The organism is Cronobacter sp. HA18006 (assembly GCF_011605445.1).
In the GTDB taxonomy this organism is placed as follows: Bacteria; Pseudomonadota; Gammaproteobacteria; order Enterobacterales; family Enterobacteriaceae; genus Cronobacter; species Cronobacter sakazakii.
In genome coordinates this window covers 172,341-189,793 of sequence record NZ_JAANQB010000021.1, presented here as the reverse complement: position 1 = coordinate 189,793, position 17,453 = coordinate 172,341, and the positions used below count along the sequence as shown (strand labels likewise).

The following is a 17,453-nucleotide window of genomic DNA, read 5'->3' as shown; positions in this document are numbered from 1 at the left end:
GTATTTCGCAAAAAAACGGCGCTCAACTGAGCGCCGTTATGCTTTTAGCGGGCCGAAGCCCTGAGCTTATTTTCAGAGTGCGAAAGGCAGAATGGAGAAACCACGGCCCAGCACGCTTGCCGGATCGTTACGCGGCTGTTCGTCGTGATCGACCAGCGCCAGGTTGTCCAGCTCGCCGTCAACATGGGTGTTTTCCAGCAGGTAGCGCGTCAGGCGCACTTTCGCCCACGGCCACGCCAGACCAAAGGTGATACCGCAGACCATGAAATTGCTCAGAATGATCCAGACAAAAGAACCGACGCTCGCGGTGGAGCGGAAGGTAATACCGCCTTCCAGCGACATCTGCTGATAGGCGTAGTTACGCAGTTTCACAAACGCGAAGCTAAAGCAGACCAGAATGCCAACCATATAAATGAAATACGGCAGTAAAACGCTCATAATAAGCGATATCAAAAAGCTAAGCATTTCTTCCTGGCTATTCATACCATATACACTGTAATGCAACATCTGAGTCATCACTGGCGCCAGCATAATCAAAGCTACCGCGATAAACGGCACAAACAGCAGCATCGCCTTGAGATAAATAAAGGTGCAGGTTTTTACATTCAGGTTAATCGCAAAACGGTGTTTGCCATATTGCAGGTTATTGACCAGCAGGCCGTACCACTGCGCGGCGTAAATACCCTGCATCAGCGCGGTACCCACAAGCCCCACCAGAACCGACAGCACAATACCGACAATAATACCGGTCATACTCTGGCTGGAACCCGCAATCGTAAAGACCAGCCCCATCACGGCTGTCACCAGAATCGCAATCAGCAGCGGGCAGCCGAGCATCACCCACCAGGCGCGCAGCGGGCTGGCTTTAAAGCTAAAACGCAGGCCGTTAAGCTTCGTCATCAGCAGCTGGTAGCGCAGGCCCTGCATAATAAGGAACGGCGCAAACGCGATAAACAGCAGCACCATGCAGAGGGTTAAAAAGGTATTTTCATAGACTGCATTAATCACAAATACAACGTAGAGAAGCGCAAGGCAGATCCAGCCGACGAAAATCGCGCCGCCTGTGGCGTGATAAGAAAAACGTGCGCCTGCCAGTTCGGTATTTTCGTAAAAATAACGGCGTGCGCGCACCATCGCCCAGGGTAAAAACAGCCCGGCGGTGAACACCGTTAACAGTATGTTGACCAGCCAGACGGGGAAATATCCGCCGCCGCTGCCCTGAAACGAGAATGCGTGTGTCTTATTCCCTGCCAGGAATTTATTATCGTCCGACATAACAATCCTTATTCTGTAAAAAAGAAAAAAGCGCCGTTATAACCGTTAATATCTTAGGGTTAATCCAGTGCGTACTTTAGTGTAATAAAGCCCCGGAAAGAATAATAGCAGCCAATATTCCTGGGCTTGCGTCACTCTTCCTGTAGTGGTATTAAGCACAACACTATGTTGAACAGATGACATCAGAGTAAATGATGAATGTTGAGGCGCCGGTAGACATTATTATGCGCAGGATGACGGCCGCGGATAACGCGACGGTCGCCAGAGTGATCCGCCAGGTTTCCGCGGAATATGGCCTGACGGCGGATAAAGGCTACACCGTCGCAGACCCCAATCTCGACGTGCTGTATACGCAATACAGCAAGCCAGGCCATGCGTACTGGGTGATTGAATTAGACGGTGAAGTCGTGGGCGGCGGCGGTATTGCACCGCTGGCCTGTAGCGAAACGGACATCTGCGAGCTGCAGAAAATGTATTTTCTGCCCGTCGCGCGCGGCAGAGGGCTTGCGAAAAAGCTGGCGTTACAGGCGATGGATTTCGCCCGCTCGCAAGGCTATCGCCGCTGCTATCTCGAAACCACCGCCTTTTTAAAAGAGGCGATTGCGCTGTATGAACGCCTGGGCTTCGCGCATATTTCCGAGCCGCTCGGCTGCACCGGCCATGTGGATTGCGAAGTGCGAATGTTAAAAACGCTCTGAGTGTAAACGCGTGAAATAAAAAAGCCGGGCTGACCCGGCTTTTTTATTATTGCTGCATGGAGATACGGATAACCGGCCCGGCTTTTTCCGGCGGCAGCGCCAGCACGTCATGCCAGAGATCCTGCACCATATTACAGACCTGTTTTTCCTGACCGACGCCTTTTTGCGGATCGGTAAAGACCTCAATCGTGTCGCCATATTTCGCCGCCAGCGACTGACCAATCGGTGCCAGCGTCTCTTCCGCCATTTTCTGCTCCTGCGGCGTCACCTTGTGCGCGTTCTGGCTGTAACTTGCCGACAGCAGCTTCGTTTCGACATCCATACGCTTCGCGATAACGTCTTTCGACAGCATCTGAACCGGATTCACGCCGCCTTTCACCTGCGGCATCAGGAAGCGGAAACAGGCGTCGTCGCTGTGCTGCTGCATTTCGCGGGTCTGTTCCATATTGACGCGCATATACGCGATGACATCTTCATCCGGCGCGAACTGGATGCGCTGCATCTCAAGCTCGGCCATATTCGCCTGCATCGCGTCGATAATATCCTGCTGCGTTTTGCCCTGCTTCGCCATTTCCAGCGCCTGACCACGCAGGCGCGCGTAGAACGCCGGATCTTTCTCTTTAATGAGTTTATACAACGGCATGCTGTTAAACACCTCGTCAAAGCCCTGCTCCGGCGACGTGTTCGCGTTTCTCAGCCACGCGATGTCCGCGATATTCCACAGCACAATGCCGACGACAAAAATCGCGACGGCCGCGAGTTTATTCACTTTGCCTTTTTTATAGAGCGCAGACGCCACCACAGCGAGCACAATGCCCACCAGCGCGGAGAGCATGACATGATTCCAGTTCATCCTTTATCCCTTTGGTATTGATAGTTTTTATAAAGCCCGCCGGCTCACGCGCGCACCGGTATGCCGCTGTGAAAGCGGAATTCGGTGTCAGGCTGATTAATCAACCGCGCTTCCGCCTCGCCGAGCGCCTGCACGCGCGGCGCGATGTCCTCGGGCGAAATCTGCTGCGCCAACGACAGATAATCCTGATAGTGGCGCGCTTCCGAGCGCAGCAGCGACAGGTAAAACTTCTGCAAATCATCATCCAGATACGGCGCCAGCGCCGCGAAACGCTCGCATGAGCGGGCTTCGATATACGCGCCGCAAATCAGTTTATCGACAAGCGTCGCAGGCTCATACGTGCGCATTTCGCGTCGCATCCCGCGCGCATAGCGGCTGGCGGTGATTTTGACATACGGGATGTTACGCGCCTGCATCATTTCGCGCACCTGCCAGAAGTGGTGTAATTCTTCTTTGATGAGCAGCACCATGCTATCGATCAGCGTCTGGCCCCACGGATCGTCGGTGTGCGGCATCACGCTCTTGCCGATGCGCTTATGCAGCGCCAGGAAATCGGGCTCCGGCCCTTCGCGATAGGTGAAATCTTCATAGGGCTGTAGCCAGCCGAGCAGTTCGTCAGAACCGCTTTTATCTGCCACATAGCGGCGAATGAGCAGCATTGCGGTTTGCGCGGCTTTTAACTCGCAAATCATGTGGTCGGTCAGCAGCAGCGGTAAGTTTTCCGGCGCTCTGGCTTCATCTATCCAGGCTTGCGGAGTGGCGCAGTGAAGGAAATTTTTAACGGGGAGGAGGAGTGCGTCGTAATTCATGCGGGGTTCCTGAAATGCGGCAGCGCAGCGCTGCCGCAAACTGCGACTTAGTGACGAACACCGTCGTCGTCTTCATCCATGCCGTCGTCGTCTTCGTCTTCTTCGCCGTCCGGGTCTTCAAAGTAAGTGCCCCAGCCGTCATATTCGACGTTAAACTTCTCCGCCAGGTTCATCAGCTGTTCAACCTGGGCGTCGATAAGTTCGGCGTTCAGCGCGCACTCGCTCAGCGCGTCGCAGCAGATGACGGTTTCACCGCCCTCTTCCAGCTCCAGCTCTTCCGGGTCCGTCACTTCATAGCCAAGCTTAAACACTTCCACCGCCAGTTTCTCCAGCGTGTCGAAATCGTCTGCCGAGAAATGGTGTTCAATGGTGTACAGCGCGTCAGGATCGCTGCCATCTTCAAGCAGCTCTTCAATAATCAGACGCGTCTCTTCGCGCTGCTCTTCCAGTAATTCCGGGTTTGCCATGGCTCGTTCCTCAGTGTGTGGCAGATACCTTCTATTTTCACACACCCGCGGGAATGCCTCCACCTTTCACCGCAAAGTTTTAACATCGGGGGTTGCAAATGAATATTCATACATATATGTTGAATATTAATTCAATAAGTGGCGTCAGCCAGCGAGGAAAATTATGTCTGCGTTGTACCAGAAATCGTTTTTAAAACTGCTCGATTTTACGCCCGCTCAAATCCACCTGCTGCTGGAGCTTTCCGCAAAGCTTAAAAGCGATAAGAAAAATGTCGTTGAAGTTCAAAAGCTTGCCGGAAAAAATATTGCGCTCATCTTCGAAAAAGACTCAACCCGCACGCGATGCTCTTTCGAAGTTGCCGCATATGATCAGGGCGCGCGCGTCACGTATCTCGGCCCGAGCGGCAGTCAGATTGGGCATAAAGAGTCAATTAAGGATACCGCCCGCGTACTGGGCCGCATGTATGACGGCATTCAGTATCGCGGTTTTGGCCAGGAAATCGTCGAAACGCTGGCGCAGTACGCAGGCGTGCCGGTCTGGAACGGCCTGACCGATGAGTTTCACCCGACGCAACTCCTGGCGGATCTGCTGACCATGCAGGAGCATCTGCCGGGCAAAGCGTTTAACGAGATGACGCTGGTGTATGCGGGCGATGCGCGCAACAACATGGGCAATTCAATGCTGGAAGCCGCCGCGCTGATGGGGCTGGATTTGCGCCTGGTCGCGCCTGAGCGCTGCTGGCCTGCCGCCGAGCTTGTAGCCGAATGCCAGGCAATGGCGAAAGAAACCGGCGGGCGGATCACGCTCACCGAGGATATCGCCGCCGGTGTTAAGGGCGCGGATTTCATCTATACCGATGTCTGGGTGTCGATGGGCGAAGCCAAAGAGAAGTGGGCGGAGCGTATCGCGCTGCTGCGGCCATATCAGGTTAACAGCCAGATGCTGGCGCAGACCGGCAACCCGAACGTGAAATTCCTGCACTGTCTGCCGGCATTTCACGACGACGAGACCACGCTCGGCAAGCAGATGGCGCAGGAGTATGGCCTGAAAGGCGGCATGGAAGTGACCGACGAGGTGTTTGAATCCGCGCACAGTATCGTATTCGATCAGGCCGAAAACCGGATGCATACGATCAAAGCGGTAATGGTGGCGACGCTGTCTGAGTAAGCTTGCGGGGCGGGTGGTGGGTTGGTGGTCGGTTGGTGGGTGCGCTGCGCTTACCCACCCTACAGAACAACGCTTAGCATAGGGCGGGTAAGCACCGCGCACCCGCCTTGCCGATAATTGAACGGTGGGTGCGCTTCGCTTACCCACCCTACAGAACCACGCTCACCGTAGGGCGGGTAAGCATCGCGCACCCGCCTTGCCGATAATTGAACGGTAGGTGCACTTCGCTTACCCACCCTACAAAACAACGCTCACCGTAGGGCGGGTAAGCACCGCGCACCCGCCTTGCTGATGGTGGTTAATAAGGCGCTACGCTTTCCCACCCTACAACTCCCTCACGCCATCAACATCTTCACGACAGCTTTGCGCACGGGGGCCGGGTCGCCCACCGCACACAGCGGCTTATGCACTTCCCCCGGCCAGAAAATCACGAAATCGCCCTCCTCCAGCACCACGGTTTTCTCCTGCGCGCCTTCGGGCAGAAATGCGATATCTTTATCCGCCAGCCAGTCGGTGTCGGTCGCGCCCGGCGGTAACGTGCTGAAGGTCATCCCTTCGCGGCCCGCCAGCACAATCTGAATATCCAGATAACGCGCGTGATACTCGGCGCGGCGGTCCGCCAGCGGCTCGGTTGTGTCTTCCGAAAGCAGAAAAAAGAGGCGATTGCCGTCCAGTTCGTACTTGCCCGGCGCGGTCTGCGGCGTTACCTGCTGCTTCACCTGCTCAATCGCCTCGCGAAAAGGCGCGGGCAGCCATTCGCCCAACGCGTGAATATTACCGATAATCATGCCTTCTCCTTATATAAAACAGCGTTTCATTTTATTGTGTTATACGAGCTATCGTGCCGGGGCGCTACTGCTTTCTCGGTAAAATCTGTTCTGGCGCATGGTTATCGTGCGGCGCGTTACCAGCTTGTTAATCCCCGCCAGACGTTTATGCAGGTTTTATGCATAACCCTGGCGAATACTATTGACAGCATCGCTGTAGGTGTTTGTTTTATCAGCGAGAAAATGAAAAAAGACGGCACCATCACGTTTCGTTTACCTCACAAACAGGCACGGCAGCACCATAATTATTTGCTTTATTCCTGAGCTTCAAAAATAAACGCGCGCCATAACTGCATAATCATCTTTTTTAAAAAATAAAACGCTTAATTTTCAATTAATTAATAATTTGCTTATTTGTTGTCCAAAAACAGATTTTTAACAACACGGAATAAGCGCCGTCTATTCTGCGTAGTGATTCATATAGCCCGATAAATTAATTAAACTTTCCATGAAATAAATCATTATTACGGCGGAATAATAAAATCACTGCATCGCTCGTGATATTCATCACACAATCAAATCAGCGCTCCATTACTATCTATTTCGAATTCAATCTGCACGGTAACTCGTTATGCGAACACGCGTCGCATAATGCCGCCGTTTTTATTCTGAAAATCAGCCAAGGAATAAATATGGAAAAGCATTACGTGGGATCGGAAATAGGTCAATTACGCAGCGTTATGCTGCACCGCCCTAATTTAAGCCTGAAAAGACTGACGCCGTCTAATTGCCAGGAATTACTGTTTGACGATGTATTATCGGTCGAGCGAGCGGGGGAAGAGCACGATATTTTTGCACGCACCCTGCGTGATCAGGGTGTGGAAGTATTATTACTGACGGATCTCCTGACACGCACGCTGGATATCCCGGAGGCGAAAGACTGGCTGCTGGAGACGCAGGTTTCTGAATACCGCCTTGGCCCCTCTTTTGCCGCCGATGTGCGCGGCTGGCTTGCCGACCTGCCGCATCGGGAGCTGGCGCGGCGCTTAAGCGGCGGGCTGACGTTTAGTGAAATCCCGGCCTCGATTCATAATATGGTGGTGGATACGCACGGCGCTAATGATTTTATTATGGAGCCGCTGCCTAATCATTTATTTACGCGCGACACCTCCTGCTGGATATATAACGGCGTGTCGATAAATCCGATGGCAAAACCGGCTCGCCAGCGTGAAACCAATAATCTGCGTGCGATTTATCGCTGGCATCAGGCATTTGCCGATGGCGAATTTATTAAATATTTCGGCGACCAGAATATTAATTACGACCACGCCACGCTGGAAGGCGGCGATGTATTAGTCATTGGCCGCGGCGCGGTATTAATCGGCATGTCTGAACGCACCACGCCGCAGGGGGTGGAATTCCTGGCTAGCGCCCTGTTTAAACACCAGCAGGCGACGCGCGTTATCGCCGTGGAATTGCCGAAACACCGCTCCTGCATGCACCTCGATACCGTCATGACGCATATCGATATCGACACCTTCTCCGTCTACCCCGAAGTGGTGCGCCCCGATGTGAAGTGCTGGACCTTAACGCCGGACGGGCGCGGCGGCATCGCGCGTACCGAAGAGAAAACGCTGGTTTATGCGCTGGAACAGGCGCTCGGCATCGATCAGATACGGCTCATCACCACCGGCGGCGATGCGTTTGAGGCCGAGCGCGAGCAGTGGAACGACGCCAACAACGTGCTGACCGTGCGCCCCGGCGTGGTGATTGGCTATGAGCGCAACACCTGGACCAACGAGAAATATGACAAGGCCGGCATCACCGTGCTGCCGATCCCTGGCGACGAGCTGGGCCGCGGACGCGGCGGCGCGCGCTGCATGAGCTGCCCGATGGAACGCGACGGCATTTAAGGAGAAGACCATGGAGAAGAAACCCACGCTGGTGGTGGCGCTTGGCGGCAACGCGCTGCTGAAACGCGGCGAACCGCTGGAGGCCGATATTCAGCGTCATAACGTCGAACTGGCGGCTCACACCATCGCTCAGCTCACCCGCCAGTGGCGCGTGGTGCTGGTGCACGGCAACGGCCCGCAGGTCGGGCTGCTGGCGCTGCAAAACAGCGCTTACCAGAACGTGACGCCTTATCCGCTCGACATTCTGGGCGCCGAAAGCCAGGGAATGATCGGCTACCTGCTGCAACAGTCGCTGAAAAATCAGCTGCCGGATCGCGAAGTTAGCGTGCTGCTGACGCAGGTGGCGGTGAATGACAACGATCCGGCGTTTAAGAACCCGACCAAATACATCGGCCCGGTCTATGACAAAGCCCAGGCCGACCAGCTCGCCGCCGACAAAGGCTGGACGATGAAAGCCGACGGGCCTTACTTCCGCCGCGTGGTGCCCTCGCCCCAGCCGCAGCGGATTATCGAGAGCGATGCCATCCAGGCGCTTATCGAGCGCGACCACCTGGTGATTTGCAACGGCGGCGGCGGCGTGCCGGTGGTGGACAACGCCGACGGCTACCACGGCATCGAGGCGGTTATCGATAAAGATCTCTCGGCCGCGCTGCTGGCGCGTCAGTTACACGCCGACGCGCTGCTGATCCTGACCGACGCCGACGCGGTGTACGCCGACTGGGGCAAGCCGACCCAGCGTCCGCTCACGCAAGTAACGCCTTCACAGCTGGCGGAGCTGCGCTTCGACGCAGGCTCGATGGGGCCAAAAGTGGCCGCCTGCTGCGCCTTTGTTGAGCAGTGCGGCGGCATCGCAGGCATCGGCGCGCTGGGCGACGGTCTCGCCATTCTCGCGGGCGACAAAGGCACGCTGATCCGCCAGTAAGTTTTCTCACCGCTTTCACGCAACAAGGATTTCACCATGACTATCAACCTGAAAAACCGCAACTTCCTGAAACTGCTCGACTACACCCCGGCGGAGATCCAGTACCTCATCGATCTCGCCATGCAACTGAAAGCCGATAAAAAAGCCGGGCGTGAGAAGAAAACGCTGGTGGGTAAAAACATCGCGCTGATTTTTGAAAAAACCTCCACCCGTACCCGCTGCGCGTTTGAAGTCGGCGCGTTCGATCAGGGCGCGCAGGTGACCTATCTCGGGCCGAGCGGCTCGCAGATTGGCCATAAGGAGTCGATGAAAGACACCGCCCGCGTACTGGGGCGCATGTATGACGGCATCGAATATCGCGGCTACGGCCAGGCGATCGTCGAGGAACTTGGCGAATTCGCGGGCGTGCCGGTGTGGAATGGCCTCACTAATGAGTTTCACCCGACGCAAATCCTGGCTGATCTGATGACCATGCTGGAGCATTCGCCAGGCAAAACGCTCCCGCAGATCCGCTTTGCGTATCTTGGCGACGCGCGCAACAACATGGGCAATTCGCTGATGGTGGGTGCCGCGAAAATGGGCATGGAGATCCGCCTGGTGGCCCCGAAAGCCTTCTGGCCGGAAGAGGCGTTAGTCGAACAGTGCCGCGCCATCGCGGCGGAAACCGGCGCGCGTATCATCCTCACCGAGCATGTGGATGAAGGCGTGGACGGTGTCGATTTCCTGTACACCGACGTCTGGGTGTCGATGGGCGAGCCGAAAGAGGCCTGGGCCGAGCGCGTCGCGCTGATGAAACCCTATCAGGTCAACCAGGCGGTGGTGAAAGCGACCGGCAACCCGAACGTCAAATTCATGCACTGCCTGCCCGCGTTTCATAATGAGCACACCACCGTCGGGCGCGAGATCGAAGCCGCTTACGGCCTGAAGGGGCTGGAAGTGACCGATGACGTGTTCGAGTCCCCCTGCTCCATTGTGTTTGATGAGGCGGAGAACCGTATGCACACCATCAAAGCCGTGATGGTGGCGACGCTTGGCGAATAACCTTTGCGGGCGCGCCGCCAGTGCGCCCGCCGCTTCGGAGATACCCTCATGCACAGGTTCAAATTTCCTTCCGCTTACACCATTTTATTTGTGCTGATCGCGCTGGTCGCCGCGCTTACCTGGGTCGTGCCTGCCGGGAAATACCAGATGGCGATGAACGAGACGCTTGGCAAAGAGGTGCCGGTCGCGGGCACGTACGCGCCCGTCGAGGCGCATCCGCAGGGCATTACCGCCATTCTGCTGGCCCCGGTGGATGGCCTTTACAACCATGTGACCTACACCGCAGGTGCCATCGACGTGGCGCTGTTTGTGCTGATCATCGGCGGCTTTCTGGGCGTGGTGAACAAAACCGGCGCGATTGATGCCGGGATTGAGCGCGTCACCGAGCGGCTGCACGGCAAAGAAGAGTGGATGATCCCGATACTGATGGCGCTGTTCGCCGCGGGCGGCACCATCTACGGTATGGCGGAAGAGTCGCTGCCGTTTTATACGCTGCTGGTGCCGGTGATGATGGCCGCGCGCTTCGACCCGCTGGTCGCCGCCGCCACGGTGCTGCTCGGCGCAGGCATCGGCACGCTCGGCTCCACCATTAACCCCTTTGCGACGGTGATTGCCGCCAACGCCGCTGGCATTCCGTTCACCAGCGGCATCTGGCTGCGCGTGGCGCTGCTGGTGATTGGCTGGGTTATCTGCGTGCTGTGGGTAATGCGTTACGCCCGCCGCGTGCGTCAGGATCCGTCGCGTTCTGTGGTGGCGGACCAGTGGGAAGCTAACCGCGCGCACTTTCTCGGCAGCCGCTCCGGCGAGATGCTCCCCTTCACCATGACGCGCAAAATCATCCTGGTTATCTTCGCCGCCTCGTTTGCGGTAATGATTTACGGCGTGGCGGTGCGCGGCTGGTGGATGGGCGAGATTTCCGGCGTGTTCCTGGCCGCCGCCATTATCACCGGCGTGGTGGCGCGCATGAGCGAAGAGGCGTTCACCAGCACGTTCATCGACGGCGCGCGGGATCTGCTCGGCGTGGCGCTGATCATCGGTATCGCGCGCGGCATTGTGGTGGTGATGGATAACGGCATGATCACCCACACCATTTTGCACAGCGCGGAAAACCTGGTTTCGGGGCTTTCCACCACGGTGTTTATTAACGTGACGTACTGGATTGAAGTGGTGCTCTCGTTTCTGGTGCCGTCGTCCTCCGGCCTTGCAGTACTGACCATGCCGATTATGGCGCCGCTCGCCGATTTCGCCCACGTGGGCCGCGACCTGGTCGTCACCGCCTATCAGTCCGCCTCCGGCATCGTGAATCTTATTACGCCCACCTCGGCGGTGGTGATGGGCGGGCTCGCTATCGCCCGCGTGCCTTACGTTCGTTATCTGAAATGGGTCGCGCCGCTCATACTGATTCTGACGGTGCTGAACATGGCAGCGCTCAGCCTCGGCGCGCTGTTTTAGCCATACATGGCGTTGCGGCGCTGTCAATCAGGGGCATCGCGCCGCATGAAACGCCTCCCATTTCTGGAAAAGCCCGCGCCTCGCCAGGTGATTGTGGTTTCCCTGGACGCGGGCCGGGAAAACAATATCGTTTTTCTTCAACTTTCATCAACGCAGGAGTGACGGTCCATGAAGGATTACGGTGATTATTCCGGGAAAGAGCAGGAGCAAATGGCGGTGTGCCAGCGGCTTATCAGCAATAAAACCTACTGCTCTCAGGAGGAGATCCGGCGCGATATGCAGCGCCAGGGGTTTGACAATATCAGCCAGTCCTCCGTCTCACGCCTGCTGAAACTGCTGGGCGTGATTAAAATCCGCAACGCCAAAGGACAAAAAATTTATTCTCTAAATCCGCTGTTGCAGCCCGCGCCGGACGCCGCGCGCTCTATCTCAGAAATGGTGGTGAGCGTTGAACATAACAGCGAATTTATCCTTGTCCATACGGTGGCCGGATATGGCCGCGCGGTGGCGAAAGTGCTGGATTATCACGCCCTGCCGGAGATCTTAGGCGTGGTGGCGGGCAGCAGCATCGTCTGGATAGCGCCGCGCGATGTGAAGCGCACCGCGCTGGTACACAAGCGCATTAATTATTTACTTCAAATGCATTAATATTCACAGCAATCGATTCCCGTGGCGAAAGTGTGCATTTCCTGCTTGTCAGCTAACCGCACATGCGTATAATGCCGGACAATTTGCCGGAGGAAGCATGGTCCAGTATGTTCGACAGTTTGTCTTACCGCGTCGTCAGAAAGCTGACGGCCAGACCGTTGCTCTTTCCGTTCCAGAATTGCTGTTAAAAGCCCCTCAATGAGGGGCTTTTTTTTGTCCAGCGTTTGTCCGCCGGCCTGAAGAGGAGACAAAAATGGCTAATCCGCTTTATCAAAAACATATTATTTCCATCAACGATCTCAGCCGCGCCGAGTTAGAGCTGGTGCTGGAGACGGCGGCGAAGCTGAAAGCGAACCCGCAGCCAGAACTTCTGAAGCACAAAGTGATCGCCAGCTGCTTTTTTGAAGCCTCGACCCGCACCCGCCTGTCGTTTGAAACCTCCATGCACCGCCTCGGCGCGGCGGTGGTCGGCTTCTCCGACAGCAGCAACACCTCGCTTGGCAAAAAAGGCGAAACGCTGGCGGATACCATTTCGGTTATCAGCACCTATGTGGACGCCATTGTGATGCGCCATCCGCAGGAAGGCGCGGCGCGTCTGGCGACTGAGTTTTCCGGCGGCGTGCCGGTGCTGAACGCAGGCGACGGCGCCAACCAGCACCCGACGCAAACGCTGCTGGATCTCTTTACCATCCAGGAGACTCAGGGGCGTCTTGAGAACCTCACCATCGCAATGGTCGGCGACCTGAAATATGGCCGTACGGTGCACTCACTGGCGCAGGCGCTGGCGAAATTCAACGGCAACCGCTTCTGCTTTATCGCCCCCGACGCGCTGGCGATGCCGCAGTACATCCTCGATATGCTGGATGAGAAAGGCATTCCGTGGAGCCTGCACAGCGCCATTGAAGACGTGGTGCAGGAGGTGGATATCCTCTATATGACCCGCGTGCAGAAAGAGCGTCTCGACCCGTCGGAATATGCCAACGTGAAGGCCCAGTTTGTGCTGCGCGCCGCCGATTTGCAGGGCGCGCGCGAGAATATGAAAGTGCTGCACCCGCTGCCGCGCATTGATGAGATCACAACCGATGTGGATAAAACGCCGCACGCCTGGTATTTCCAGCAGGCGGGCAACGGCATTTTCGCCCGTCAGGCGCTGCTGGCACTGGTACTGAATCGCGATTTAGCGCTGTAAGGAGAAGCCCATGACCCATGATAATAAACTTCAGGTAGAAGCCATCCGTCGCGGTACGGTGATTGATCATATTCCGGCGCAGGTCGGCTTCAAACTGCTTTCCCTGTTTAAGCTTACCGAAACGGATCAGCGTATCACCATCGGCCTGAACCTGCCTTCCGGCGAAATGGGCCGCAAAGATTTGATCAAGATTGAAAACACCTTCCTGACCGACGAGCAGGTGAACCAGCTCGCGCTGTATGCGCCGCAGGCGACGGTGAACCGCATCGACGATTATGAAGTGGTAGGCAAAAGCAAACCAAGCCTGCCGGATCGCATCGAGAACGTGCTGGTCTGCCCGAACGGTAACTGCATCAGCCGTATCGAGCCGGTTTCCTCCAGCTTTGCCGTGAAAACGCGCGGCGACGCGGTGCAGCTCAAGTGCAAATATTGCGAGAAAGAGTTCGCCCGTCACGTCGTGCTGGCGGATTAATTGTGGCTGGCAATGGCCTTACGGCTCCCTATAATGAGCGGGAGCCTTACCGCTGTTAACTTCAGGAGAAATTATGTCCCGCACTATCGCCACGGAAAATGCCCCTGCCGCTATCGGCCCTTACGTTCAGGCCGTCGATCTGGGCAACATGGTTATCACCTCCGGTCAGATCCCGGTTGACCCAAAATCCGGCAGCGTGCCGGACGACATCGCCGCCCAGGCGCGTCAGTCGCTGGATAACGTGAAAGCGATTATCGAAGCCGCAGGCCTTAAAGTCGGTGATATCGTGAAAACCACGGTATTCGTCAAAGATCTGAACGATTTCGCGACCGTTAACGCCACTTACGAAGCGTTTTTCACCGAACACAACGCGACCTTCCCGGCACGCTCCTGCGTGGAAGTGGCGCGTCTGCCGAAAGATGTGAAAATCGAAATCGAAGCGATCGCCGTACGTCGCTAATCGCGTCTGACGTAAAAGAAAAGCACCGCGAGCGGTGCTTTTTTATGGGCTCAGCGCGCCGTTTTCTTCGCTTTGGGTGGGCTCTGGCGCGAAACGTTCACTGGCGTGTGTTTGGTCAGCGCGGGCTGCGTGTTGCGGTAGTGACGCTTCGCCGCGCGCATCTCTTCAATCGTCGGCGCAGGCACTAAGCAATCGCGGCGCGAACCAATCAGATGCTTTTTGCCCATCGCCTCCAGCGCCTCGCGAATAACTGGCCAGTTGGCCGGATCGTGATAGCGCAGCAGCGCCTTATGCAGGCGGCGCTGGCGATCGCCTCTCGGCACCACCACATCTTCACTTTTGTAGCCGATTTTCCCGAGCGGGTTTTTGCCGGTGTAATACATCGTGGTTGAACTGGCGAGCGGCGACGGATAGAAGTTCTGCACCTGATCGAGCCGGAAACGGTGGCGCTTGAGCCACAGCGCCAGATTCACCATGTCTTCATCACGCGTGCCGGGATGCGCGGAGATAAAATAAGGGATCAAATACTGCTCTTTACCCGCCTGCTTTGAATAGGTGTCGAACAGTGCTTTAAAGCGGTCATAGCTGCCCATACCGGGCTTCATCATTTTTGACAGCGGCCCCTCTTCGGTATGCTCCGGGGCAATTTTCAGATAACCGCCAACGTGGTGCGTCGCCAGCTCTTTGATATAACGCGGATCTTCCACCGCCAGATCGTAGCGCACCCCGGAGGCGATCAGGATCTTCCTGATGCCTTTGAGATCCCGCGCACGCCGGTAGAGATTGATCGTCGGCGTATGATCGGTATCCATATGCGGGCAGATCTCCGGGTAAACGCACGACAGGCGGCGGCAGGTCTGCTCGGCGCGCGGCGACGTGCAGCGCAGCATATACATATTGGCCGTCGGCCCGCCGAGATCGGAGATAATGCCGGTAAAGCCGGGCACTGAATCGCGGATCGCTTCTATCTCATTAATGATCGACTCTTCCGAGCGGCTCTGGATAATGCGCCCTTCGTGCTCGGTAATAGAGCAGAACGAACAGCCGCCAAAGCAGCCGCGCATAATGTTCACCGAAAAGCGGATCATCTCATAAGCGGGAATGCGTTTTGTGCCGTAAGCCGGGTGCGGCACGCGCTGGTACGGCAGCGCAAAAACGCTGTCCATCTCTTCGGTGGAGAGCGGGATCGCAGGCGGATTGATCCAGATATAACGGTCGCCATGCTTTTGCATCAGCGCGCGGGCGCAACCGGGGTTGGTTTCGTGATGCAGAATGCGCGAGGCGTGCGCATACAGCACTTTGTCGCTCTTCACTTTTTCATACGACGGCAGCAGGACGTAGGTTTTCTCCCACGGCTTCGGGCGCGGCGGCTGAACGGTAACGGCTTTCGCCGTCGGTTTTTCCGGAGTGTTGCCATCGGCGCACGGCAGATCGTCGCCATACGGATGCGGGATAGGATCGATGCGCCCCGGCGTGTCGAGACGCGTGGAATCCACACCCGCCCAGCCTGGCAGCGCCTCTTTCACCATAATCGCGGTGTTACGTACATCGCGGATAGACGTAATGGGCTCACCCATCGCCAGACGGTGCGCCACTTCCACCAGCGGACGCTCGCCGTTGCCGAAAATCAGCATGTCGGCTTTGGCATCCACCAGTACCGAGCGGCGCACGGTATCAGACCAGTAATCGTAATGCGCGGTGCGGCGCAGGCTCGCCTCAATACCGCCCAGAACCACCGGCACGTCGCGCCAGGCTTCTTTGCAGCGCTGGGTATAGACCAGGGATGCGCGATCCGGGCGTTTCCCGGCTTCGTTATCCGGCGTGTAGGCGTCGTCATGGCGTAGTTTGCGATCCGCCGTGTAGCGGTTGATCATCGAATCCATATTCCCGGCGGTGACGCCGAAAAACAGGTTCGGTTTACCAAGCCGCATAAAGTCGTCTTTGGTCGTCCAGTCCGGTTGCGCGATGATCCCGACGCGAAAACCCTGCGCCTCCAGCATGCGGCCACAAATGGCCATGCCGAAGCTCGGGTGATCGACGTAGGCGTCGCCGGTAACGAGAATAATGTCGCAGCTGTCCCAGCCGAGCTGGTCCATCTCCTCGCGCGACATCGGTAAAAAGGGCGCAGGCCCAAAACAGGCGGCCCAGTACTGGGGCCAGGAGAACAGATCGCGATCCGGCTGGATCAGGCTCAGGGAACTCATAGTGCTTCCGGAAAAAGGCAAAAGAATCGACAAAGGGCGGCGATTATACGTCCGGAAGCAACAAAAAAAGAAGGGTTATTCTGCGGAAAAAAGCGCCAGCGCCCTTTCCCGCACACGCCATGATTACTTGCGGTGCCAGTACGCCGCGGCGCGCATCAGCTGGGGATCCACACGCCCTTCAAACGGCTCGCTTAAGCGCTTAACGACTTTGCCTTCGCCGGTTATCCAGAGGTAGTAATCGTCCTCGGGCACCGTCAGCGCCGCCAGTTTCGCTTCCACCGCCTGCGCGTCGTGGCCGATGACCCACTGGATCTTAAATTCGCCGAGGTGCGCCAGATACCCTTTCAGCGCTTCATCCGCCACCGTCACGATAGCCTCTACCTGCACCGGTTTCGCCTGCGCGCGGAGCGCCTCCAGGCGGCGGCGCAGCGCGGGCATCCCGGATTCATCGCACACATAGAGCTGCCAGGCGTAATCTTCCGGCACCACTAACGAGCCGCGTGGCCCGCCGATGCAGAGCGTGTCGCCGGGTTTAGCCGCCACGGCCCAGTCGCTTGCCACACCAGCCTCATGCACGTAAAAATCGATAGTCAACTGCTGGCTCGCCTCGTCAAACAGCGGCGTGTAGTCACGCGACGGCGGGCGCACGTCGCCTGCCCAGACGATGCCTTCATCGGTCACTTCAGGCGGCACGAAAGGCGCGCCGTCCTGCGGGAAAAACACTTTGATATGGTCGTCGAAGCCGCGCGAGCTAAAGCCCGCCAGCGCGTCGCCGCCAAACACGATGCGCTGAAAACCGCTGACGCGCTCGCTTTTAAGCACGGTAATTTCACGAAAACGCAGTTCGTTGCGTACGCGCTGCGGGAATGGAGTTTTCTGATTCATCATCAACCTGCCAACGTAAACGGTAAATTCGATATATCTAAATTGTCGTAAATGATAATGATTGCCAACAACAGAAATGGCAAGCACTTTTTCGATAGACTGAGCAAAAACCGCACTACACGTAAAAGGTCTATTTTTATTATTTATTAAACATTAACTTAAGTTTAATGGCGTTTTAATAACGACATTTTTAAGCAAAAAAGATATAGTTAAGATATATCGTTTTAAAC

Annotated in this window: 18 protein-coding genes; 11 read left to right on the top strand and 7 right to left on the bottom strand. The window is 56.5% G+C overall.

Annotated features, from left to right (window positions below):
• Positions 1-72 precede the first annotated feature (72 nt).
• On the bottom strand, positions 73-1,275 hold the full coding sequence (locus G9X48_RS13090; RefSeq protein ID WP_029039488.1) for a DUF898 family protein: 1,203 nt from the start codon (positions 1,273-1,275) through the stop codon (positions 73-75).
• A gap of 194 nt (positions 1,276-1,469) precedes the next feature.
• Between G9X48_RS13090 and G9X48_RS13085 the strand changes: the two genes are divergently transcribed.
• A complete protein-coding gene (locus G9X48_RS13085) occupies positions 1,470-1,973 on the top strand; it encodes a GNAT family N-acetyltransferase (protein ID WP_015387054.1) in 504 nt (167 codons plus the stop codon).
• A gap of 46 nt (positions 1,974-2,019) precedes the next feature.
• Here G9X48_RS13085 and G9X48_RS13080 read toward each other — a convergent pair whose 3' ends face one another.
• From G9X48_RS13080 to rraB, 3 genes are read right to left on the bottom strand one after another with little or no spacing between them, the layout of a single operon-like run.
• The gene (locus G9X48_RS13080; RefSeq protein WP_012125895.1) at positions 2,020-2,826 is read right to left on the bottom strand and encodes a hypothetical protein; all 807 of its coding nucleotides are present in this window, start codon (positions 2,824-2,826) and stop codon (positions 2,020-2,022) included.
• A 44-nt stretch (positions 2,827-2,870) separates the two neighbouring features.
• Positions 2,871-3,635 (bottom strand): tRNA isopentenyl-2-thiomethyl-A-37 hydroxylase MiaE, encoded by a 765-nt coding sequence (locus G9X48_RS13075; protein ID WP_088276953.1) that lies wholly within the window; start codon positions 3,633-3,635, stop codon positions 2,871-2,873.
• A 47-nt stretch (positions 3,636-3,682) separates the two neighbouring features.
• Positions 3,683-4,102, bottom strand: coding sequence for a ribonuclease E inhibitor RraB (gene rraB / locus G9X48_RS13070; RefSeq protein ID WP_007854269.1), 420 nt, complete (start codon positions 4,100-4,102; stop codon positions 3,683-3,685).
• Positions 4,103-4,265: 163 nt separating this feature from the next.
• On the opposite strand from rraB, the gene argF (G9X48_RS13065) reads away from it, so the two are divergent.
• The gene (gene argF, locus G9X48_RS13065) at positions 4,266-5,270 is read left to right on the top strand and encodes an ornithine carbamoyltransferase (protein WP_097641656.1); all 1,005 of its coding nucleotides are present in this window, start codon (positions 4,266-4,268) and stop codon (positions 5,268-5,270) included.
• Positions 5,271-5,605: 335 nt separating this feature from the next.
• Here the strand turns inward: argF (G9X48_RS13065) and G9X48_RS13060 are convergent, their stop codons facing one another.
• Positions 5,606-6,058 (bottom strand): YhcH/YjgK/YiaL family protein, encoded by a 453-nt coding sequence (locus tag G9X48_RS13060; RefSeq protein ID WP_097569651.1) that lies wholly within the window; start codon positions 6,056-6,058, stop codon positions 5,606-5,608.
• On the opposite strand from G9X48_RS13060, the gene G9X48_RS13055 reads away from it, so the two are divergent.
• The 9 genes from G9X48_RS13055 to ridA all read left to right on the top strand — a co-directional run bounded on the left by G9X48_RS13055 (position 6,038) and on the right by ridA (position 14,134).
• Positions 6,038-6,361 carry a hypothetical protein gene (locus G9X48_RS13055; RefSeq protein ID WP_097648085.1) on the top strand — a complete coding sequence of 108 codons (324 nt, stop codon included), beginning with the start codon at positions 6,038-6,040 and terminating at the stop codon, positions 6,359-6,361. The two genes, G9X48_RS13060 and G9X48_RS13055, sit on opposite strands and share 21 nt — an antisense overlap.
• Before the next feature lie 368 nt (positions 6,362-6,729).
• Positions 6,730-7,950 (top strand): arginine deiminase, encoded by a 1,221-nt coding sequence (gene arcA, locus G9X48_RS13050; protein ID WP_097641467.1) that lies wholly within the window; start codon positions 6,730-6,732, stop codon positions 7,948-7,950.
• 10 nt (positions 7,951-7,960) lie between these two features.
• Positions 7,961-8,872, top strand: a complete 912-nt coding sequence (gene arcC, locus G9X48_RS13045) for a carbamate kinase (protein WP_004388677.1) — start codon at positions 7,961-7,963, stop codon at positions 8,870-8,872.
• 36 nt (positions 8,873-8,908) lie between these two features.
• Positions 8,909-9,913, top strand: coding sequence for an ornithine carbamoyltransferase (gene argF / locus G9X48_RS13040; RefSeq protein WP_054624545.1), 1,005 nt, complete (start codon positions 8,909-8,911; stop codon positions 9,911-9,913).
• Positions 9,914-9,961: 48 nt separating this feature from the next.
• The gene (locus G9X48_RS13035) at positions 9,962-11,365 is read left to right on the top strand and encodes a YfcC family protein (RefSeq protein ID WP_063265478.1); all 1,404 of its coding nucleotides are present in this window, start codon (positions 9,962-9,964) and stop codon (positions 11,363-11,365) included.
• Positions 11,366-11,533: 168 nt separating this feature from the next.
• On the top strand, positions 11,534-12,013 hold the full coding sequence (locus G9X48_RS13030) for an ArgR family transcriptional regulator (RefSeq protein ID WP_007780604.1): 480 nt from the start codon (positions 11,534-11,536) through the stop codon (positions 12,011-12,013).
• 253 nt (positions 12,014-12,266) lie between these two features.
• The gene (gene pyrB / locus G9X48_RS13025; protein ID WP_004388681.1) at positions 12,267-13,202 is read left to right on the top strand and encodes an aspartate carbamoyltransferase; all 936 of its coding nucleotides are present in this window, start codon (positions 12,267-12,269) and stop codon (positions 13,200-13,202) included.
• 10 nt (positions 13,203-13,212) lie between these two features.
• Positions 13,213-13,674: an aspartate carbamoyltransferase regulatory subunit gene (gene pyrI / locus G9X48_RS13020; protein WP_007891315.1), complete on the top strand. Its 462-nt coding sequence runs from the start codon at positions 13,213-13,215 to the stop codon at positions 13,672-13,674.
• Between the two features lie 73 nt (positions 13,675-13,747).
• Positions 13,748-14,134 (top strand): 2-iminobutanoate/2-iminopropanoate deaminase, encoded by a 387-nt coding sequence (gene ridA / locus G9X48_RS13015; RefSeq protein WP_004388683.1) that lies wholly within the window; start codon positions 13,748-13,750, stop codon positions 14,132-14,134.
• Positions 14,135-14,184: 50 nt separating this feature from the next.
• On the opposite strand, the gene G9X48_RS13010 is transcribed toward ridA, so the two are convergent.
• On the bottom strand, positions 14,185-16,338 hold the full coding sequence (locus G9X48_RS13010) for a YgiQ family radical SAM protein (protein WP_097641468.1): 2,154 nt from the start codon (positions 16,336-16,338) through the stop codon (positions 14,185-14,187).
• Between the two features lie 123 nt (positions 16,339-16,461).
• Positions 16,462-17,226 (bottom strand): siderophore-interacting protein, encoded by a 765-nt coding sequence (locus tag G9X48_RS13005; protein WP_097641469.1) that lies wholly within the window; start codon positions 17,224-17,226, stop codon positions 16,462-16,464.
• Between the last annotated feature and the right edge of the window lie 227 nt (positions 17,227-17,453).

Coding starts and splice junctions, on each gene's coding strand:
- pyrI (WP_007891315.1), top strand. CDS start 13,213: ATGACCCATGATAATAAACTTCAGGTAGAAGCCATCCGTCGCGGTACG.
- G9X48_RS13060 (WP_097569651.1), bottom strand. CDS start 6,058: ATGATTATCGGTAATATTCACGCGTTGGGCGAATGGCTGCCCGCGCCT.
- G9X48_RS13075 (WP_088276953.1), bottom strand. CDS start 3,635: ATGAATTACGACGCACTCCTCCTCCCCGTTAAAAATTTCCTTCACTGC.
- ridA (WP_004388683.1), top strand. CDS start 13,748: ATGTCCCGCACTATCGCCACGGAAAATGCCCCTGCCGCTATCGGCCCT.
- argF (WP_097641656.1), top strand. CDS start 4,266: ATGTCTGCGTTGTACCAGAAATCGTTTTTAAAACTGCTCGATTTTACG.
- G9X48_RS13005 (WP_097641469.1), bottom strand. CDS start 17,226: ATGATGAATCAGAAAACTCCATTCCCGCAGCGCGTACGCAACGAACTG.
- G9X48_RS13035 (WP_063265478.1), top strand. CDS start 9,962: ATGCACAGGTTCAAATTTCCTTCCGCTTACACCATTTTATTTGTGCTG.
- G9X48_RS13080 (WP_012125895.1), bottom strand. CDS start 2,826: ATGAACTGGAATCATGTCATGCTCTCCGCGCTGGTGGGCATTGTGCTC.
- arcC (WP_004388677.1), top strand. CDS start 7,961: ATGGAGAAGAAACCCACGCTGGTGGTGGCGCTTGGCGGCAACGCGCTG.
- G9X48_RS13085 (WP_015387054.1), top strand. CDS start 1,470: ATGAATGTTGAGGCGCCGGTAGACATTATTATGCGCAGGATGACGGCC.
- rraB (WP_007854269.1), bottom strand. CDS start 4,102: ATGGCAAACCCGGAATTACTGGAAGAGCAGCGCGAAGAGACGCGTCTG.
- argF (WP_054624545.1), top strand. CDS start 8,909: ATGACTATCAACCTGAAAAACCGCAACTTCCTGAAACTGCTCGACTAC.
- G9X48_RS13010 (WP_097641468.1), bottom strand. CDS start 16,338: ATGAGTTCCCTGAGCCTGATCCAGCCGGATCGCGATCTGTTCTCCTGG.
- pyrB (WP_004388681.1), top strand. CDS start 12,267: ATGGCTAATCCGCTTTATCAAAAACATATTATTTCCATCAACGATCTC.
- G9X48_RS13090 (WP_029039488.1), bottom strand. CDS start 1,275: ATGTCGGACGATAATAAATTCCTGGCAGGGAATAAGACACACGCATTC.
- G9X48_RS13030 (WP_007780604.1), top strand. CDS start 11,534: ATGAAGGATTACGGTGATTATTCCGGGAAAGAGCAGGAGCAAATGGCG.
- arcA (WP_097641467.1), top strand. CDS start 6,730: ATGGAAAAGCATTACGTGGGATCGGAAATAGGTCAATTACGCAGCGTT.